Raw genomic sequence first — 16635 nt, 5'->3', positions numbered from 1 at the left:
AGGGGCGCGCCCGGGGCTCAGTCGAGCAGCGCGAGCGCCTGTTCCGCCGCGTCCCGCATCCTGGCCGGGTCGGGCGAGGCCTTGCCGACCACCCGCATGCCCTGGAGCAGGACCAGCAGCATCCGGGCGAGGGCCAGCGGATCGCGTCCGGCGGGCAGGTCGCCCTCGGCGCGGGCCCGGGCCAGCGCCGAGTGCAGCACGGTCTCCAGCTGGTCCCAGTTCCGCTCGACCCGCCGGGCGGCGACCGCGTCGTGCGGGGCCAGCTCGGCGGCGGTGTTGGTGACGAAACAGCCGTGCAGCCGCGAGTCGTCGGCGCTCGCCTCCGCGGCGTAGCGCCGCACCAGGGACCGCACGCCCGGCAGGGCCGGGCCCGGCCGGGACAGGTCCTCCAACAGGTCCGGGAGCAGCCCCTGCTCGTAGCGCGCCAGCGCCTTCAGGTACAGCTCGCGCTTGTTGCCGAAGGTCGCGTAGATGCTGGCGCGCCCGACGCCGAGGTGCTCGACGAGGTCGGACATCGACGTCGCCTCGTAGCCGCGCCGCCAGAACAGCTCCAGGGCTGCCCGCAGCGCGGCGTCCGGATCGAACTCCTTGGTCCTGGCCACGACCCGGAGCCTAAGCCCATCTGAAACGATCAGTCAAGAAAGGCTGGGTGCGGTCAGGAGGGTGGCCGGCTCAAGCGGCCTTCACGGCCTGCACCTGGTACGTCTCCACCCGCATCGCCGCGTCGTCCAGGCACTCCCCGGTCGTGAGGTCGAAGCGCTGCTTGAGCAGCGGGGAGGCGACGAACGGGCGGCCCTGGTGGGTGCCGGTCAGGCCGCGGGAGAGGACCGCCGCGCCGGTGAAAGGGTCCCGGTTGTCGATGGCGTACAGCCCGCCGTCCCGGTCGCGGAAGAGGGCCACCTGGCCGCCGTCCGGGAGCAGGGCCGCCACGCCACGGCCCGGGAGCAGGGCGCCGAGGTCGCAGGCCGTGAACCAGTCGTCCGTCAGCCGCAGCCGGACCTTCAGGTCGGTCGTGTCGGGAGCGAGGGTCTCGGGTGCCAGGGTCATCGCAGGGTGCTTCCTTCCAGGAGGTCGTCTGCGGAGGCGGGCCGCCGGCCGATGTCCAGCAGCGGCAGGTCGGGCTTCATCTGGTCGCGTTCGGGCACGAAGCCCACGACCGGGTCGGGGGTGTCGGGGGCGTTCACGAAGGACACGAACCGGGCCAGCTTCTCCGGGTCGTTGATGGTCTCGGCCCACTCGTCGCGGTAGTGCGAGACGTGGGCCCGCATCAGGGACTCCAGCTCGTCGCAGATGCCGAGCGAGTCGTGCACGACGACGTCCCGTACGTGGTCCAGGCCGCCGGGGATGCGCTCCAGCCAGGTGGAGGTGCGCTCCAGCTTGTCGGCGGTGCGGATGTAGAACATCAGGAACCGGTCGATCAGACGGACCAGTTCGGCGTCCGAGAGGTCCTGCGCGAGCAGGTCCGCGTGGCGCGGGGTGGCGCCGCCGTTGCCCCCGACGTACAGGTTCCAGCCGTTGGAGGTGGCGATCACGCCGAAGTCCTTCGACTGGGCCTCGGCGCACTCGCGGGCGCACCCGGAGACCGCCGACTTCAGCTTGTGCGGGGAGCGCAGGCCCCGGTAGCGCAGCTCCAGGTCGATCGCCATCCGCACCGAGTCCTGGACGCCGTAGCGGCACCAGGTCTGGCCCACGCAGGACTTCACCGTGCGCAGCGACTTCCCGTACGCGTGCCCCGACTCGAAGCCGGCGTCCACCAGCCGCGCCCAGATCAGCGGCAGCTGCTCGACGCGGGCGCCGAACATGTCGATCCGCTGACCGCCGGTGATCTTCGTGTAGAGCCCGAAGTCCCGGGCGATCTCGCCGATGACGATCAGCTTCTCCGGCGCGATCTCGCCACCCGGGATGCGCGGCACGACGGAGTACGAGCCGTTGCGCTGGAGGTTGGCGAGGAAGTGGTCGTTGGTGTCCTGGAGCGCCGCCTGCTCGCCGTCCAGGACGTAGCCGCTCGCGCCGATCGCCGGTGCCAGCGAGGCGATGATCGAGCCGACCGCCGGCTTGCACACCTCGCAGCCCTCACCGCCCCGCGCTCCCTCCCGGCCGTGCCGGTCGAGCAGCTCGCGGTAGGAGGTGATCCGCAGGGCGCGGACGATCTCGTACAGCTCCTCGCGGGTCTGCGCGAAGCAGCCGCACAGCCCCTTGTCGACCTCGACGCCGCTCGCCTCCAGCTCGGCGGTGACGAGCTGGCCGAGCACCTTGACGCAGGAGCCGCAGCCGGTGCCGGCCCGGGTGCACTTCTTCACCTCGGGCACGGTGGTGCAGGAGTGCTCGGTCACCGCGCCCCGGATGGTGCCCTTGGTGACGTTGTGACAGGAGCAGATCACCGCGTCGTCGGGCAGCGCGGCCGGGCCGAGCTGCGCCGGGGCCCCGGCACCGGCGGGCAGTACGAGCGACTCGGGGGAGAGCGGCGGGACCGAGCCGGTGAAGGCGCGCAGGGTGCCGTACGCCTCCGCGTCGCCGACCAGGATGCCGCCGAGCAGCGTGCCGTCGCGGCCCACGACCAGCTTCTTGTACAGGCCCGCGCGGGAGTCGGAGTAGACGACGTCCAGGCAGTCCTCGGCGGTGCCGTGCGCGTCGCCGAAGGACGCCACGTCCACGCCGAGCAGCTTCAGCTTGGTGGACAGGTCGGCGCCCGTGAAGGACGCCTCGTCGTCGGCGATCGTCGCGGCGGCCGTCTCGGCCTGCTCGTACCCGGGCGCCACAAGACCGTACACCCGGCCGTCGGACGCCAGCGCGCACTCGCCGATCGCGAACACGTGCGGGTCGGTGACCGTGCGGCACTGCTCGTCGACGCTGATCCCGCCGCGCTCGCCGACCGCGAGGCCGCAGTCCCGGGCCAGCTGGTCGCGGGGGCGGACACCGGCGCTGAACACCACGAGGTCGGTGGCGAGTTCGGAGCCGTCGGACAGCTTCATGCCGGTGACGGCGCCGTCCGCGCCGGTCACGATCTCCTGGGTGCCGACGCCCGTGTGGACGGACAGGCCCATCTCCTCGATGGTGCGCAGCAGCGCCGCGCCGCCGCCCTCGTCGACCTGCACGGGCATCAGGCGGGGCGCGAACTCCACGATGTGCGAGGTGAGTCCGAGCCCCTTGAGCGCACCGGCGGCCTCCAGGCCGAGCAGCCCGCCGCCGACCACGGCACCGGTCGTCGCGTTCTTCGCGTACTCCTCGATCGCGAGCAGGTCCTCGATCGTGCGGTAGACGAAGCAGCCCTCGGCGTCCTTGCCGGGCACCGGGGGGACGAACGGGTAGGAGCCGGTGGCCAGGACGAGGACGTCGTAGTCGACGACCAGCCCGGAGCGGGCGGTCACCTTGCGCGCCTCCCGGTCGATCGTCTCCGCCGGGTCCCCGACGCGCAGCTCGATGCCGTGCTCCTCGATGAAGGCCATGTCCGTCATCGACAGGTCCTCGGGGGTCTTCCCCGAGAAGTACGAGGTGAGCTGGACGCGGTCGTAGGCGGGGCGCGGCTCCTCGCACAGGACGACCACGCGGTGCGTGCCGGTCAGGCCGCGCTCGGCGAGGGCCTCCAGGAAGCGCTGGCCGACCATGCCGTGGCCGACCAGCACGATCGTCGGGGGGTTCCCCGGGGTGGCGGTCATCAGGAGCCTCCGTCTTGGGTGAGCAGGTGGAGCAGGGGGCCGCCGTCGGAGGGGAGCGGCTCTGCTCCCTCCCAGGCGCGCGCCAGCGCGCCGACGGTGCCGAGTTCGCCGACCAGGACCCCGCCGACCAGCCGGTCGTCACGGACGACGACCTTGCGGTAGGTGCCCCGGGTGGCGTCGGCGAGCTGCACGACGTCGTCGCCGGGGCGGGGGTCGGTCTCGCCGAACGCGGCGAGGTCGAAGGGGTCGAAGGAGCCGCCGGACCCGGTGAGGGTGAGCCGGGTCAGCGAGCGGGTGCCGGTGTAGCGAGCGGTGCCGTCCCCGGCGAGCAGCTCGGCGAGGACGCCGGCCTGTTCGAGGGCGGGCGCGGCCAGCCCGTACACGCGGCCGGCGTGCTGGGCGCAGTCGCCGATCGCGCGGATGTGCGGGTCCGAGGTGCGCAGCTCGTCGTCGACGAGGACGCCCTTGCCGACCTCGAGGCCCGCCTCCCGCGCCAGCCCGACCCGCGGCCGGACCCCGCAGGCGAGGACCACCAGGTCGGCGCCGAGGGCGTACCCGTCGCCCATCTCCACCGACCGCACCGCCCCGCCGACGCTGCGCACGTCCCGTACCCGGCACTCGGTGTGCACCTCGACGCCGAGGCCCTCCAGATGCCGCCGGACCAGCGCGGAGGCCGCCGGGTCGAGCTGCCGCTCCATCAGCCGCTCGGACTGCTGGGCGAGGACGACCTGGGCGCCGCGCACGGCCAGCGCGCGGGCGGCGGACACGCCGAGCAGCCCGCCGCCGATGACGACGGCCCTGGCCCCCGGCCGCACCGCCTTCGACAGCCCGAGGCAGTCGTCCATCGTCCGGAAGGCGTGCACGCCCTCGGGCAGCTCGTGGTCCGGGGTGAACAGACCGCGCAGGGGAGGCAGCACGGCGTTGGAGCCGGTGGCCAGGACCAGCGTGTCGTACGCGATCACCGACCCGTCGGCGCAGCGCACGGTCCGCCCGGCCCGGTCGATGCCGGTGACCCGGCCGCGCAGCAGCCCGGCGGGCGCCGGCAGGGCGATCACCTCGGCGCCGTACCGTCCGGCCAGCACCTCGGCGAGCAGCACCCGGTTGTACGGGCGGTGCTCCTCGTCGCCGAGCGTCAGCGCGGGCGTGCCCAGCTCACCGAGCCGCCGGGCGAGCGTCACGCCCGCGAGTCCGGCGCCGATCACCACCACACGCGTTTTCGAGGTCATGGCACCGAGCGTGCGGTGCGGGTGTTACCCGGCCGCATCCCCTCTGTTTCCCACGGGGAACGCTGCCCTCAGCGCCCCCGGCCGGGGCGTGTGAGGGCCCCGGCCGGGGGCGCGGGAACCTCAGAAGTCCCTCATCTCGATGGACGGCACATCCATCCCGTCCATAAGGTCGCGATCATGCCCGACATATCGCTGACCACGGTCGTCCTGCTCTGCCTCGCCGCACTCGTGGCCGGCTGGATCGACGCGGTGGTCGGCGGAGGCGGCCTGTTGCTGCTCCCGGCGCTGCTGCTCGGCCTGCCCGCCGGCACCCCGGCCGCGCACGCGCTGGGCACCAACAAGGCGGTCGCCATCGTCGGCACCACGGGCGCGGCGGTGACGTACGCCCGCAAGGCGCCGGTGGACGTGCGCACCGCCGTACGCATCGGCCTGGCGGCGCTGGCCGGGTCCTCGGGCGGTGCCTTCTTCGCCGCCGGGATGAGCACCGAGGTCCTGAAACCGGTGATCATGGTGGTGCTGCTCGCGGTGGCGGCCTTCGTGATCCTGCGCCCCGCCTTCGGCACCGCGCCCGCCACCGGCCCGGCCACCCGCCGCCAGATCCTCGCCGCGATCGGTCTCGCGGGCCTCGGCATCGGCTTCTACGACGGGCTCATCGGCCCCGGCACCGGAACCTTCCTGGTCCTGGCCCTCACCGCCCTGCTCCACCTGGACCTGGTGACCGCCTCCGCCACCGCCAAGATCGTCAACTGCTGCACCAACGCGGGCGCCCTCGCCACCTTCGCCTGGCAGGGCGCGGTGCTGTGGCAGCTGGCCGTCCTGATGGCCGCCTTCAACCTGGCCGGCGGCATGTTCGGCGCCCACACCGCCCTCAAGAAGGGCAGCGGCTTCGTCCGCGTCGTCCTGCTGACGGTGGTCTTCGCCCTGGTGGCGAACCTGGCGTACGAACAGTGGGTGGCCTAGGGGGTGTCGTTTGGATCTTGCCGGGGTCGCGGGGGCTGGCACGCGCATCTGCGGCGTTGTCGTCGGTTGCCAACGCTCCGCGTTGTCGCCCTCCTCCGCCTTGCAGCTGCACGCACCAGACCCCGCTCGGGTCGGCCACAAGGCACCGTCGGCCGCGGCCGGCCTGATCCAAACGACACCCCCTAACCGCGCGGCCGGGAGCTGAACGCGTCACCGGCTGCCGGTCAGGTGGGCGAAGACGACCACGTTGCCCTGGTACCCGGTACTGCGTGAGTAGGGGCCGCCGCAGGTGATGACGCGCAGTTCGGGGCGGTCGGCGGCGCCGTAGACCTTCTCGTCGGGGAAGGCGTCGGCGGCGTAGACCTCCACCGCGTCCACGGTGAAGACCGCGACGCCCCCGTCGCGCCGGTCGATCTCGATCTCCGCGCCCTTCTTCAGGGCACCGAGGCGGTAGAAGACGGCGGGGCCCTCCGCGTTGTCGACGTGCCCGGCGACGATCGCGGTGCCCGTCTCGCCCGGGGTGGTGCCGGCCTCGTACCAGCCGGCGAGGTTCTTCTTCTCGGCGGGCGGCACGTCCAGGCTGCCCGTGCCGGTCAGGCCCAGGCCCGTCAGCGGGGCGTCCACGCCGATCGCCGGGATGCGGACCCGGTCCGGCGGGGAGGGCGGCAGCGCCGGTGCGGCGGCGCCCCGGTCACCCCGGTCGGCCTGGCCGGTGGTGCGGGCCTGCGCGGCCGACGGCTGCGGCGGGGCGTCGGTGCGGTCGCCGTCGAGCAGTAGCCACGCCCCCGAACAGAGGGCGGCCGCGGTGACGGCCGCTATCGCGGTGTCCTTGACCCTGCGCATGACGTCCCCTCTCCCTCGCATCCCTGGGACCCCCGGCCCCCTCCGGGCCGCGAGGGGCGTCGGACCCGGAGGGGGTGGGGAAGTGCGGTACCGGCGGACGGGCAGCGGAGGGTGCCCGTCAGATCCCGTCGCCTCTCGCCCGGCGATGCAGGAGCCAGGTACCGCCCGCGGCGGCGACGGCGAGAGCCGCCACGCCGGCCGCGGTCTGCACGGGATCGGAGCCAAGAGCGCCGCCGACCCCCGTCTTCACGCTTCCTCTGGGGTACACCTGCTCGGCGGCCGAGGTCAGCGTGACCACCAGGTCGCCCGTCACCCGCCGCTCGTCGTCCCCGCAGGTCGCGACGATCTCGTACGTCCCCGGCTGCGCGCTCGGCGGCACCTCGAAGTGGCCGGTCGCCTCCCCCTCGCCGGTGCCGGGGGCCAGCGGGAACGCGCCCGCGCCGACCGCGCTGGCGTCACCCGCCGCCGAGCCGCCCTCTCCGCACACCGCGGTCGTCACCACGGCCCGGTCGCCCGGCACGACCGAGGAGGGGTACACCGTCAGGCCGCCGGTGGCGACGGCATCCCCGGCGTACACCGGGGCCGCGGCGGCCGCGGTGGTCAGACCGACGGCCGCGGCGGCGAGCGCGGTACCGGTCAGCAGGCGGGCGGTACGTCGCATCGGTGCTCCTTTGAGCTCTTCGGTGGCCCCTGCCCTACCGAGGAAAGTGGCACCGGCCCCGGCCCGCTCCCCGGGCGGGTGTGAACGGGTGACCGGTGCCTCCGAACGGACCCGGGAGCGACGCGGCTTGACCTCAAGCAAACTTGAGGTACCAGGATCTCCGGCATGGACACCATGACCAGCACGACCACCGTGAACACGACGACCGCACCGCTGCGCGTCACCTTGCTCGTCGGCAGCAACCGCCACGGCCGTTTCGGCCCGGTCGTCGCCGACTGGCTCCTGGACCACCTCCGGGCCCACGAGGACCTGGTGCCCGAGGTGGTGGACGTCGCCGGGACCGAGCTGCCCACGACCTTCGCCCCGACACCGGAAGCGACCGCCGCGCTGGCGGAGATCACCCCGAAACTGGCGGGCGCCGACGCGTTCGTCGTGCTGACCCCTGAATACAACCACTCGTTCCCGGCGGGCCTGAAGAACGTCATCGACTGGCACTTCACCGAGTGGCGGGCCAAGCCCGTCGGCCTGGTCTCCTACGGCGGTCTGGCCGGCGGCCTGCGGGCCGCCGAGCACCTGCGCCAGGTCTTCGCCGAACTGCACGCCGTCACCGTCCGCGACACCGTCTCCTTCCACAACGCCGGCGCGTCGTTCGACGACGAGGGCAGGCTCAAGGACCCGTCCGGTCCGGACGCGGCGGCCAAGACGATGCTCGACCAGCTGGTGTGGTGGGGCCGGGCCCTGCGGGAGGCGAAGGAGAAGCGTCCCTACGACGGAGCGTGAGGCGCCGCAGGAGCGTCGCAGGGGTGCCATAGGAACGGGTGCCATAGGAACTTCCTATGGCACCCGCTGCAATTTCGTCTTTGCCCCCGCTCATTTCCCGGACCTACCGTGAGTGCGTCATCACGAGATTCCCGGAAAGGGCAGTGGAATGACCACGAACGAAAACACGTCGGGAAATCGGGAGCTCGCCGGAAAGCGGGCCCTGGTCACCGGCGGCACGCGCGGAATCGGAGCGGCGATCGTCCGCGGGCTCCTGGACGCCGGCGCCGAGGTGATCACGACCGCCAGGTCGGCGACCGGCCCGGCGCCGGAGGGGGCGCGCTTCGTGCAGGCGGACGTGCGGACCCCCGCCGGGGCCGAGGCGCTCGCCGGGGCCGCGCACGAGGCGCTCGGCGGGGTGGACATCCTGGTCCACAACGCGGGCGGGGCGCGGCCCCAGAAGGACGGCCTGGTCATCCCCGACGAGGAGTGGCTGGACACCCTGAACCTCAACCTCCTCGCGTCGGTCCGGCTGAACTCCCTTCTGGTGCCGGGCATGCGGGAGCGGCGTTCGGGTGCGATCGTGCACATCTCCTCCGCTGCGGTCGCGCCCCCCGCACCCCCGTTCCTGCACTATCAGGCGGCGAAGGCGGCGCTGGACAACTACAGCGCCGGACTGGCCGCGACGCTGGCCCCCTCCGGCGTGCGGGTCAACACCGTCAGCCCCGGCCGGACCTCCACCCCCGGCGGGGAGGAGACCCGGGAGCACTGGGCGCGTCTCGACGCCGGTCCGGCCCCGAGCGGCACCGCCCCGCTGGGGCGCGACGGCCTGCCCGACGACATCGCCCACGCGGTGCTGTTCCTCGTGTCCGACCGCGCGGGCTGGGTGACCGGAACCAGCCTCGCGGTGGACGGCGGGGAATATCCCAGGGGCTGACATTCTGGGGGTGCGCCCCCGAATTCCCGGGGTGCGCCCCCGAAAGAAATGAAGCTGGAAAAGTCTGCGAAAAGGGGCCCGGAAATGGGAATGTACAGCAACAGGAATGCCGTGATCACGGGTGGCGGCAGCGGAATGGGCCTCGCGATGGCGGAGCTGCTGGTGGCCGGCGGAGCCCGCGTCGTGATCACCGGCCGTTCGCAGGCCACGCTCGACGCCGCCCGGGAGCGGCTCGGCGAGAACGCGGTGGCCGTACGGGGCGACGTGGCCTCACTGCCGGACCTGGACACCCTCACCGACCGGGTGAAGGCCGAACTCGGCACGGTCGACGCCCTGTTCGTCAACGCCGGCATCGCCACCCTCACGCCGCTCGGCTCGACGACCGAGGAGGCGTACGACGAGCTGTTCGACATCAACGTCAAGGGCGCCTGGTTCACCGTGCAGAAGCTCGCCCCGCTGCTGAACACGGGCGCCGGCGTCGTCCTCACCACCTCGATCGCCAATGTCATCGGCATGGCGGACACCAGCGTCTACGCGGCCGGGAAGGCGGCGCTGCGCTCGATGGCCCGCAGCTTCTCCAGTGAGCTGCTGCCCCGCGGCATCCGGGTCAACGCGGTCAGTCCCGGCCCCGTCGACACCGGAGCCCTGGACGCGGCGATGACCGCCGAGGAGGCCGAGCGGTTCAAGGCGGAACGGGTCGCGGACAACCCCATGCGGCGCTTCGGCACCCCCGAGGAGATCGCCCGGGCCGCCGCCTTCCTCGCCTTCGACGCCACCTACACGACCGGCGCCGAGCTGGCCGTGGACGGCGGCGCCACCCAGCTCTGAGCGAACCGGTACCAGGTCTCCTGCCGCAGGAACTCCAGCAGCGCCGTCTCCGCGGGACCCGCGCCGGGCCGGACCGCGGCGACCACGGGCTGGGACACGGCGGGGGACACCGGGCGCACCAGGTGCTCGTTACCGGGGGGCACCGCGGAGGCCGGGACGAACGTCACCCCGAGTCCGTGGGCGGCCCAGCGCACGGCCGTCGCCGTCTGGGAGACCCGGGCGACGGTGGTCGGGGCCAGCCCGTTCTCCCGCAGCACCTCCACCAGGACGCCGTCGAGCGCGCTGGCGGGATCGAAGCGCACCCACGGCTCCCGCTCCAGGTCACGCAGCGCGACCCGGTCCGCGGCGAGCTGCGGGTGCCCGGCCGCCAGCACCACGACGAACTCCTCGTCACCGAGGTGGTGGCCGTCGTACAGGCCCTCGTCGCACGGTCCGGCCATGATGGCGAGGTCCAGCACGCCGCCGCGGGCCAGCCGCTCCAGCTCGGTGGGGTTCGGCTCCTCGAAGACGGTGACCTCAAGGCGCGGGAAGCGGCGGCGCAGCGCGCTCAGGGCGCCCGGCAGCTGCCGCGTGCCCAGGCCCATCTGCACCGCGACCACCAGCTCTCCCGCCAGCTCCTCGGAGCCGGCCCGCGCCGTCGCCCGCGCCCGGCGCGCCGCGTTCACCGCGATCTCCGCGTCCCGCAGGAAGGCGCGGCCGGCCACGGTGGGCACCAGACCGGTCGGGGTGCGGGAGAACAGCTCCACACCGAGGTCCCGCTCCAGGCCGCGGATCTGCTGGGACACCGAGGGCTGGGCGACGCGCAGCGCCTCGGCCGCGGCCGTCACCGAGCCCTCCTCGGCGACGGCCAGGGCGTACTCGAACTGCCTCAGGCTCATCGGCTCCCGTCCCGTCGTTCGTGCTCTCGCCGCAAGCCTAAGCGAGCGCGGGCGGGACGGGTGCCGGACGACCGGAGGTCAGTCGGGGTCAGTCGACGTACACCGCGCTCCACGCCGCGCCGACCGCTGCGTACTCGGCGCTGTCGGTGCCGTACAGGTCACCGGCCGCGCTCAGGGTGGCGGCGCGGGCGCCCGCGTAGTCGGTGGACGAGGTCATGTACACCGTCAGCGCCCGGTACCAGATGTCGCCCAGCTTGTCCCGGCCGATGCCGGCGACCGTGGACCCGTCGCAGGTCGGGGAGTCGTACGCCACGCCGCCCACGGTCCGCGTACCGCTGCCCTCGGCCAGCAGGTAGGCGAAGTGGTTGGCGACGCCGGAGGAGTAGTGGACGTCCATGTCGCCCACCGCGCTGCTCCAGCAGTCGGCCGAACTGCCGTCCCGGCTCGGCCGGTCCATGTACCGCAGGGCGTCCCGGCCGAAGCCGTCCCGGACGACCTTCTCGCCGATCAGGTAGTCCCCGGGGTCGGTGGCGTTGTCCGCGTGCCACTCCACCAGGGTGCCGAAGATGTCGGAGGTCGCCTCGTTCAGGCCGCCCGACTCGCCCGAGTACGTCAGCGCCGCCGTCTTCGACGTCACCCCGTGCGACATCTCGTGCCCGGCGACGTCCAGCGAGACCAGCGGCCCGAAGGTCGTCCCGTCACCGTCGCCGTACGTCATGCAGAAGCAACCGTCGTCCCAGAAGGCGTTGTTGTACCGGGTGCCGTAGTGCACGCGGTTGTACGAGCCCTTGCCGTCGCCCGCGATGCCGGTGCGCCCGTGGGCGTCCTCGTAGTAGTCCCAGGTGGCGTCCGTGCCGTACTGCGCGTCCACCGCGGCCGAGGCGCGGTCGTCCGCCTTCCCCGTGCCCCAGTGGTTGTCGGCGTCGGTGAAGAGCGTCGCGGGCGCCCGCACCAGGCAGACGGTGAGGAAGCACAGGTCGGTCCGGTTCTCCGCGTCACCCGTGTACGTGCCGCCGCGCGTCGGGTCCTCGAGCCGGTACGACGAACCCGACTGCGTCGTCTCCAGCGGCACCGTGCCCCCGTACAGCGACTCGCCGTCGCCGGACACCGACTCGATGGTGTCCCAGGCGTCGATGCGGGCGCCCGTGCCCGCGTCGGTCAGCACGGTGCGCGCGACCGGGTTGCCGAGGGGGTCCAGCGCCGCCGCGTCGGTGCGCCAGGCCAGCTTCGGGGCGCCGTGCAGGGCGTCGACGACCAGCTCGGGCTTGGCGGTGAGCTTCTTCAGCAGCTCGCCCGGGCTGGCGGCGCGCAGCACGTTCGCGGCCAGGTCGGCGGCCCTGGGCGCCGACAGCTTCGGGGTGACGGTGGGCAGGGAGATCGGGGCGTCGGTGGCGCGGTCGGCACCGCGGAAGCCGCCGCCGGGGGCGAGGTGGACGACGAAGTCACCGCCCAGGACGGGGAGTTCGCGGTAGGTGCGGTCGTAGCGGACGTGCTGGGTGCCGTCCTCGTCGACGATGACGTCGCGGACCTCGGTGTCCTGGGCGTCCGTCAGGCCCAGGGCGGCGGCGTGGTCCGACAGGGCGGCCGCCGCGTGGTCGAGGGCCGTGGCCGGGGTCGGGCGGCCGGCCGCCGCGGCGCCGGGGGCGAGGGCGGCGATCAGCAGGGTCGCGGTGGTGGCGGCGGTACCGGCCAGGACGAGACGGGAACCTCTGACGTGCCGTATTCGGCTCATCGATCTCCTCGGGACGGGCGCGCCTTTCGGCGCTGGGGGGCGCTGTTGCCTGACCCGGATTCAAGATCCCTGGGCATGACATGTCCATAGCGCTCCCGTGGAGATCATGGGAGGAGAGGATGACGCCGCTAGGACGTCACCGTTTCCACCCGTACCGCGCACACCTTGAACTCCGGCATCCGCGAGGTCGGGTCCAGGGCCGGGTTGGTCAGCGTGTTGGCGCGGCCCTCGCCCGGCCAGTGGAACGGCATGAACACGGTGTCGGGCCGGATGCCGGTGGTGATGCGGGCCGGCGCCACCGCCCGCCCCCGCCGGGACACGACCGCCAGCGGGTCGCCCTCGGCCGCCCCCAGCCGCGCCGCGAGCCGCGGGTGCAGCTCCACGAAGGGGCCCGGCGCGGCGGCGTTCAGCTCGGCCACCCGCCGGGTCTGCGCCCCGGACTGGTACTGCGCCACGACCCGGCCCGTGGTCAGCAGCACGGGGTACTCGTCGTCCGGTTCCTCGGCGCTCGGCCGGTGCGCCACGGGCACGAAGCGGGCCCGGCCGTCGTCGGTGGCGAAGCGGTCGAGGAAGAGGCGCGGGGTGCCGGGGTGGGGCGCGGTGGGGTTACGGGTGTCGTCGCCCCCGGTCGGCGCGGGGCAGGGCCAGAAGACGCCGTTCTCCTCGGCCAGTCGCCGGTAGTCGATCCCGGAGTAGTCCGCCGGGCCGCCCGCGCTCGCCCGCCGCAGCTCCTCGAAGACCTCCTCGGGATCGGTCGGGAACCCCTTTTCCACGCCGAGCCGCCCGGCCAGCCCGTGCAGCACCTCCAGGTCGCCGCGCACCCCGTCCGGCGGTGTGATCGCGCGCCGCCGCAGCAGCACCCGCCCCTCCAGGCTCGTCGTGGTACCCGTCTCCTCCGCCCACTGGGTCACCGGCAGTACCACGTCCGCGAGTTCGGCCGTCTCGGAGAGCACCACGTCGCACACGGCCAGGAAGTCCAGCGACCGCAGCCGCTCCTCGACGTGTGCGGCGCGCGGCGCGGACACCACCGGGTTGGACCCCATCACCAGCAGCGACCTGACGTCCGTGCCCAGCGCGTCCAGCAGTTCGTACGCGCTGCGCCCCGGCCCCGGCAGCGAGTCGGGGTCCACGCCCCACACCTCGGCCACGTGCCGCCGGGCCGCGCCGTCGGTCAGCTTGCGGTAGCCCGGCAACTGGTCGGCCTTCTGCCCGTGTTCGCGCCCGCCCTGCCCGTTGCCCTGCCCGGTCAGACAGCCGTACCCGGACAGCGGCCGCCCGGCCCGCCCGGTCGCCAGGCACAGGTTGATCCAGGCGCCCACCGTGTCCGTGCCCTTGGCCTGCTGCTCGGGCCCGCGCGCGGTGAGCACCATCGCCGCCTCGGGCGCGCAGAACAGCCGTACCGCCTCGCGCAGTTCGGGAACGGACACCCCCGTGATCCGCTCCACGTGCTCCGGCCAGTGCGCCATCGCCGCCGCCCGCGCCTCCTCCCAGCCGGACGTGCGCTCCTCGACGTACGGCTCGTCGACCCGGCCCTCGGCGACGACCAGATGCAGCATGCCCAGCGCGAGGGCGAGGTCGGTGCCGGGCCGGGGCGCGAGGTGCAGGTCGGCCTGCTCGGCGGTCTTCGTCCGGCGCGGGTCGACGACGATCAGGGTGCCGCCGTTCTCCCGCAGCTCGGTGAAGTACCGCAGGGACGGCGGCATCGTCTCCGCCGGGTTCGACCCGACGAGGATCACGCACCCGGTCCTCGGGACGTCCTCCAGCGGGAACGGCAGCCCCCGGTCGAGCCCGAAGGCCCGCGTCCCGGCCGCCGCGGCCGACGACATGCAGAACCGCCCGTTGTAGTCGATCTGCGAGGTGCCGAGCACCACCCGGGCGAACTTGCCCAGCGCGTACGCCTTCTCGTTGGTCAGCCCGCCCCCGCCGAACACCCCGAGCGCGTCCGCGCCGTACCGCGCCCGCGTGCGCTCCAGGTTCCCGGCGATCCGGTCCAGCGCCTCGTCCCAGCCGGCCGGCACCAGCGCGCCGTCGCCCGAGCGCACCAGCGGCGAGGTCAGCCGCGCTCCCGGCGCCAGCACCGCCGCCGCCGTACGCCCCTTGCCGCACAGCGCGCCCCGGTTCACCGGGAAGTCCGCCCGCTCGGACACCTCGACGGTGCCGCCCTCGACGGGCGTCAGGTTCATCCCGCACTGCAGGGCGCAGTACGGGCAGTGCGTGGGGGTGGTGGCGGGGTTGCGCGTGCCGGTGCTCTGCATGCCGCCCAGCCTGCGGCTTCCGTGTTACGCGACCGGGCGGCGCCCTGTTACACGGCGGGGACGGCGACCTCCCCGCCCCCGCCGGGCCGCGGTGAGGGACGCGTCATCCGGCGTCGGCCAGGGCCCGCGCCACCCCCGGTTCCCTCGGCCCGAGGAAGCGCGGATCCGGCTCGAGAACCGCGTCCAGCGCCGCCTTGCCCGCCGCGAGGATCTCCCGGGCGCCCCCGTAGTACCAGGTCACGTCGTGTTCGTCGTCGACCCCGACGCCGTACGAGGCCACCCCGGCCTCCTGGCACAGGGCGACCGCCCGCCGGATGTGGAAGCCCTGGCTGATCAGCACCGCCCGGTCGACGCCGAAGATCTTCTTCGCCCGGACGCAGGAGTCCCAGGTGTCGAAGCCCGCGTAGTCGCTGACGATCCGCCCGTCCGGGACACCGTGCCGGACCAGGTAGGCGCGCATGGCGTCCGGCTCGTCGTACTCCTCGGTGCTGTTGTCCCCGGACACCAGCACCACCTCGATCCGCCCGGCCCGGTAAAGCCGCGCCGCCGCGTCCAGCCGGTGCGCGAGGTACGGCGACGGCTCCCCGTCCCACAGCCCGGCCCCGAAGACGACGGCGACCTCGGTGCGCGGCACGTCGGCGACGGTACGCAGCCGGCCGTCGGTGACCAGGTGCAGCCACGCGCCCGGCAGCAGCGCCAGCACACACCCGGCCATCACCGCCTGCACCAGCCGCCGCTGCCCCTTGCGGGTGCGCGGAAGACGCGGTCTGCGAAGCCTCGGGCGGCGCATGCGGGCGGTCCCCTCCCCGGTCGGTTCCTGCCACCAGGGACGCCCGCGGAGGCCGTCCGGTTCACCCGGCAGCGCTCACACGGCGGGGGCGGCGCCGTGTGAACCGACGGAAAATCCCCGTGACACCCACGCAACGGGGAGGCAATCTCCGGCCGTCACCCTCGGTGCATGACGGTGACGACAGTGACGAGCAACAGGACCGCGCCGGCCACCGGCGGCACCCCCGCCCTGGTCGTCGTCGCGCACGGCAGCCGCGACCCGCGCGCGCTCAGCACCGTACGGGCCCTCCTCGACCGGGTCCGCGCCCTGCGCCCCGCCCTGCCGGTGCACCTGGGCCACGTCGAGCTGAACGAGCCCCTGCTGCCGGACACGCTCGCCGCCCTCGGCGACGCGGCGGCCGTCCTCGTCCCGCTCCTGCTCAGCCGCGGCTACCACGTCAAGCGGGACATCCCGGAGATGGCCGCGCTCTCCCCGGCCCGCACCCGCGTGGCCGCCCCGCTCGGCCCGCACCCCCTCCTGGTGGACGCCCTGCACGCCCGCCTCACGGAGGCCGGCTGGCCCACCCACCCGGGCCCGGAGCACGCCGTCGTCCTCGCCTCGGCGGGCTCCCGGGACCCGGAGTCCCGCGCGGACACGGCCCGCACGGCAGCGCTCCTCGCCGCCCGCCTCGGCGTCCCGGTCGTCCCCGCGTACGCCTCGGCGGCGACCCCGACGGTCGGGGAGGCGATCCGCGCCCTGCGGGCCCGCGGCCACCGCCACGTCGCCGTGGCCTCCTGCTTCACGGCCCCGGGCCGCTTCGCGACCCAGTGCGCGGCAGCGGCCCCGTGGATCGCCTCGTCCCCCTTGGGCACCCACCCGTCGATGGCCCACCTACTGCTCCACCGCTACGACGAGGCGGCGAAAACCGGCAGCGACTTGAAATCCAGGGCGATGGCCACCCCCTAAGGGGCGCGGGGAACTGCGCGACAAGCCACGGACGGCCCGCGCCCGCGCGACTACCGAACCCGGCAGACGAGTAGGCCCCCAACTGTCACACCTTCCCCTTACTGTTCATGACATGGAAGGCACCCGCACCTCGTCCCCCTTGGGCACCCACCCGTCGATGGCCCA

Annotated in this window: 15 protein-coding genes; 5 read left to right on the top strand and 10 right to left on the bottom strand. The window is 73.9% G+C overall.

Going from position 1 to position 16635, the window contains the following annotated elements:
* Positions 1-17 precede the first annotated feature (17 nt).
* The 4 genes from IE258_RS09380 to IE258_RS09365 form a co-directional block, all read right to left on the bottom strand.
* Positions 18-602: a TetR/AcrR family transcriptional regulator gene (locus IE258_RS09380; protein WP_189741524.1), complete on the bottom strand. Its 585-nt coding sequence runs from the start codon at positions 600-602 to the stop codon at positions 18-20.
* A 70-nt stretch (positions 603-672) separates the two neighbouring features.
* On the bottom strand, positions 673-1047 hold the full coding sequence (gene nirD / locus IE258_RS09375) for a nitrite reductase small subunit NirD (RefSeq protein WP_189741521.1): 375 nt from the start codon (positions 1045-1047) through the stop codon (positions 673-675).
* Positions 1044-3656: a nitrite reductase large subunit NirB gene (nirB, locus tag IE258_RS09370; protein WP_189741518.1), complete on the bottom strand. Its 2613-nt coding sequence runs from the start codon at positions 3654-3656 to the stop codon at positions 1044-1046. Before nirB ends, nirD begins: the two co-directional genes overlap by 4 nt.
* Positions 3656-4882 carry an NAD(P)/FAD-dependent oxidoreductase gene (locus IE258_RS09365; RefSeq protein WP_189741515.1) on the bottom strand — a complete coding sequence of 409 codons (1227 nt, stop codon included), beginning with the start codon at positions 4880-4882 and terminating at the stop codon, positions 3656-3658. Before IE258_RS09365 ends, nirB begins: the two co-directional genes overlap by 1 nt.
* A 177-nt stretch (positions 4883-5059) precedes the next feature.
* On the opposite strand from IE258_RS09365, the gene IE258_RS09360 reads away from it, so the two are divergent.
* Entirely contained in the window at positions 5060-5842 is a 783-nt protein-coding gene (locus tag IE258_RS09360) for a sulfite exporter TauE/SafE family protein (protein WP_159327358.1), read from the top strand.
* A 210-nt stretch (positions 5843-6052) separates the two neighbouring features.
* On the opposite strand, the gene IE258_RS09355 is transcribed toward IE258_RS09360, so the two are convergent.
* On the bottom strand, positions 6053-6685 hold the full coding sequence (locus tag IE258_RS09355; RefSeq protein ID WP_159327359.1) for a class F sortase: 633 nt from the start codon (positions 6683-6685) through the stop codon (positions 6053-6055).
* A gap of 118 nt (positions 6686-6803) precedes the next feature.
* Positions 6804-7346: a GVDTG sorting domain-containing protein gene (locus tag IE258_RS09350; RefSeq protein ID WP_189741512.1), complete on the bottom strand. Its 543-nt coding sequence runs from the start codon at positions 7344-7346 to the stop codon at positions 6804-6806.
* A 174-nt stretch (positions 7347-7520) separates the two neighbouring features.
* On the opposite strand from IE258_RS09350, the gene IE258_RS09345 reads away from it, so the two are divergent.
* The 3 genes from IE258_RS09345 to IE258_RS09335 all read left to right on the top strand — a co-directional run bounded on the left by IE258_RS09345 (position 7521) and on the right by IE258_RS09335 (position 9870).
* Positions 7521-8126, top strand: coding sequence for an NADPH-dependent FMN reductase (locus IE258_RS09345; protein WP_189742614.1), 606 nt, complete (start codon positions 7521-7523; stop codon positions 8124-8126).
* A 148-nt stretch (positions 8127-8274) separates the two neighbouring features.
* Positions 8275-9042: an SDR family oxidoreductase gene (locus tag IE258_RS09340; RefSeq protein ID WP_189741509.1), complete on the top strand. Its 768-nt coding sequence runs from the start codon at positions 8275-8277 to the stop codon at positions 9040-9042.
* 84 nt (positions 9043-9126) lie between these two features.
* Positions 9127-9870, top strand: coding sequence for an SDR family oxidoreductase (locus IE258_RS09335; RefSeq protein ID WP_189741506.1), 744 nt, complete (start codon positions 9127-9129; stop codon positions 9868-9870).
* On the opposite strand, the gene IE258_RS09330 is transcribed toward IE258_RS09335, so the two are convergent.
* The 4 genes from IE258_RS09330 to IE258_RS09315 form a co-directional block, all read right to left on the bottom strand.
* Complete coding sequence (locus IE258_RS09330) at positions 9819-10748, bottom strand: LysR family transcriptional regulator (RefSeq protein ID WP_189741503.1); 930 nt, start codon at positions 10746-10748, stop codon at positions 9819-9821. The two genes, IE258_RS09335 and IE258_RS09330, sit on opposite strands and share 52 nt — an antisense overlap.
* An 88-nt stretch (positions 10749-10836) precedes the next feature.
* Positions 10837-12480: a M4 family metallopeptidase gene (locus IE258_RS09325; RefSeq protein ID WP_189741499.1), complete on the bottom strand. Its 1644-nt coding sequence runs from the start codon at positions 12478-12480 to the stop codon at positions 10837-10839.
* Between the two features lie 128 nt (positions 12481-12608).
* Positions 12609-14735, bottom strand: coding sequence for a molybdopterin oxidoreductase family protein (locus IE258_RS09320; protein WP_189741496.1), 2127 nt, complete (start codon positions 14733-14735; stop codon positions 12609-12611).
* Positions 14736-14838: 103 nt separating this feature from the next.
* On the bottom strand, positions 14839-15525 hold the full coding sequence (locus IE258_RS09315; RefSeq protein ID WP_189741493.1) for a SanA/YdcF family protein: 687 nt from the start codon (positions 15523-15525) through the stop codon (positions 14839-14841).
* Positions 15526-15693: 168 nt separating this feature from the next.
* Between IE258_RS09315 and IE258_RS09310 the strand changes: the two genes are divergently transcribed.
* On the top strand, positions 15694-16470 hold the full coding sequence (locus IE258_RS09310; RefSeq protein ID WP_189741489.1) for a sirohydrochlorin chelatase: 777 nt from the start codon (positions 15694-15696) through the stop codon (positions 16468-16470).
* The last annotated feature ends 165 nt before the right edge of the window (positions 16471-16635 follow it).

The sequence above is a fragment of the Streptomyces tendae genome, from assembly GCF_014650435.1.
Lineage (GTDB): Bacteria > Actinomycetota > Actinomycetes > Streptomycetales > Streptomycetaceae > Streptomyces > Streptomyces tendae.
Note: the sequence above shows the minus strand (reverse complement) of the source record. Positions and strands in the feature narration are given on the sequence as shown.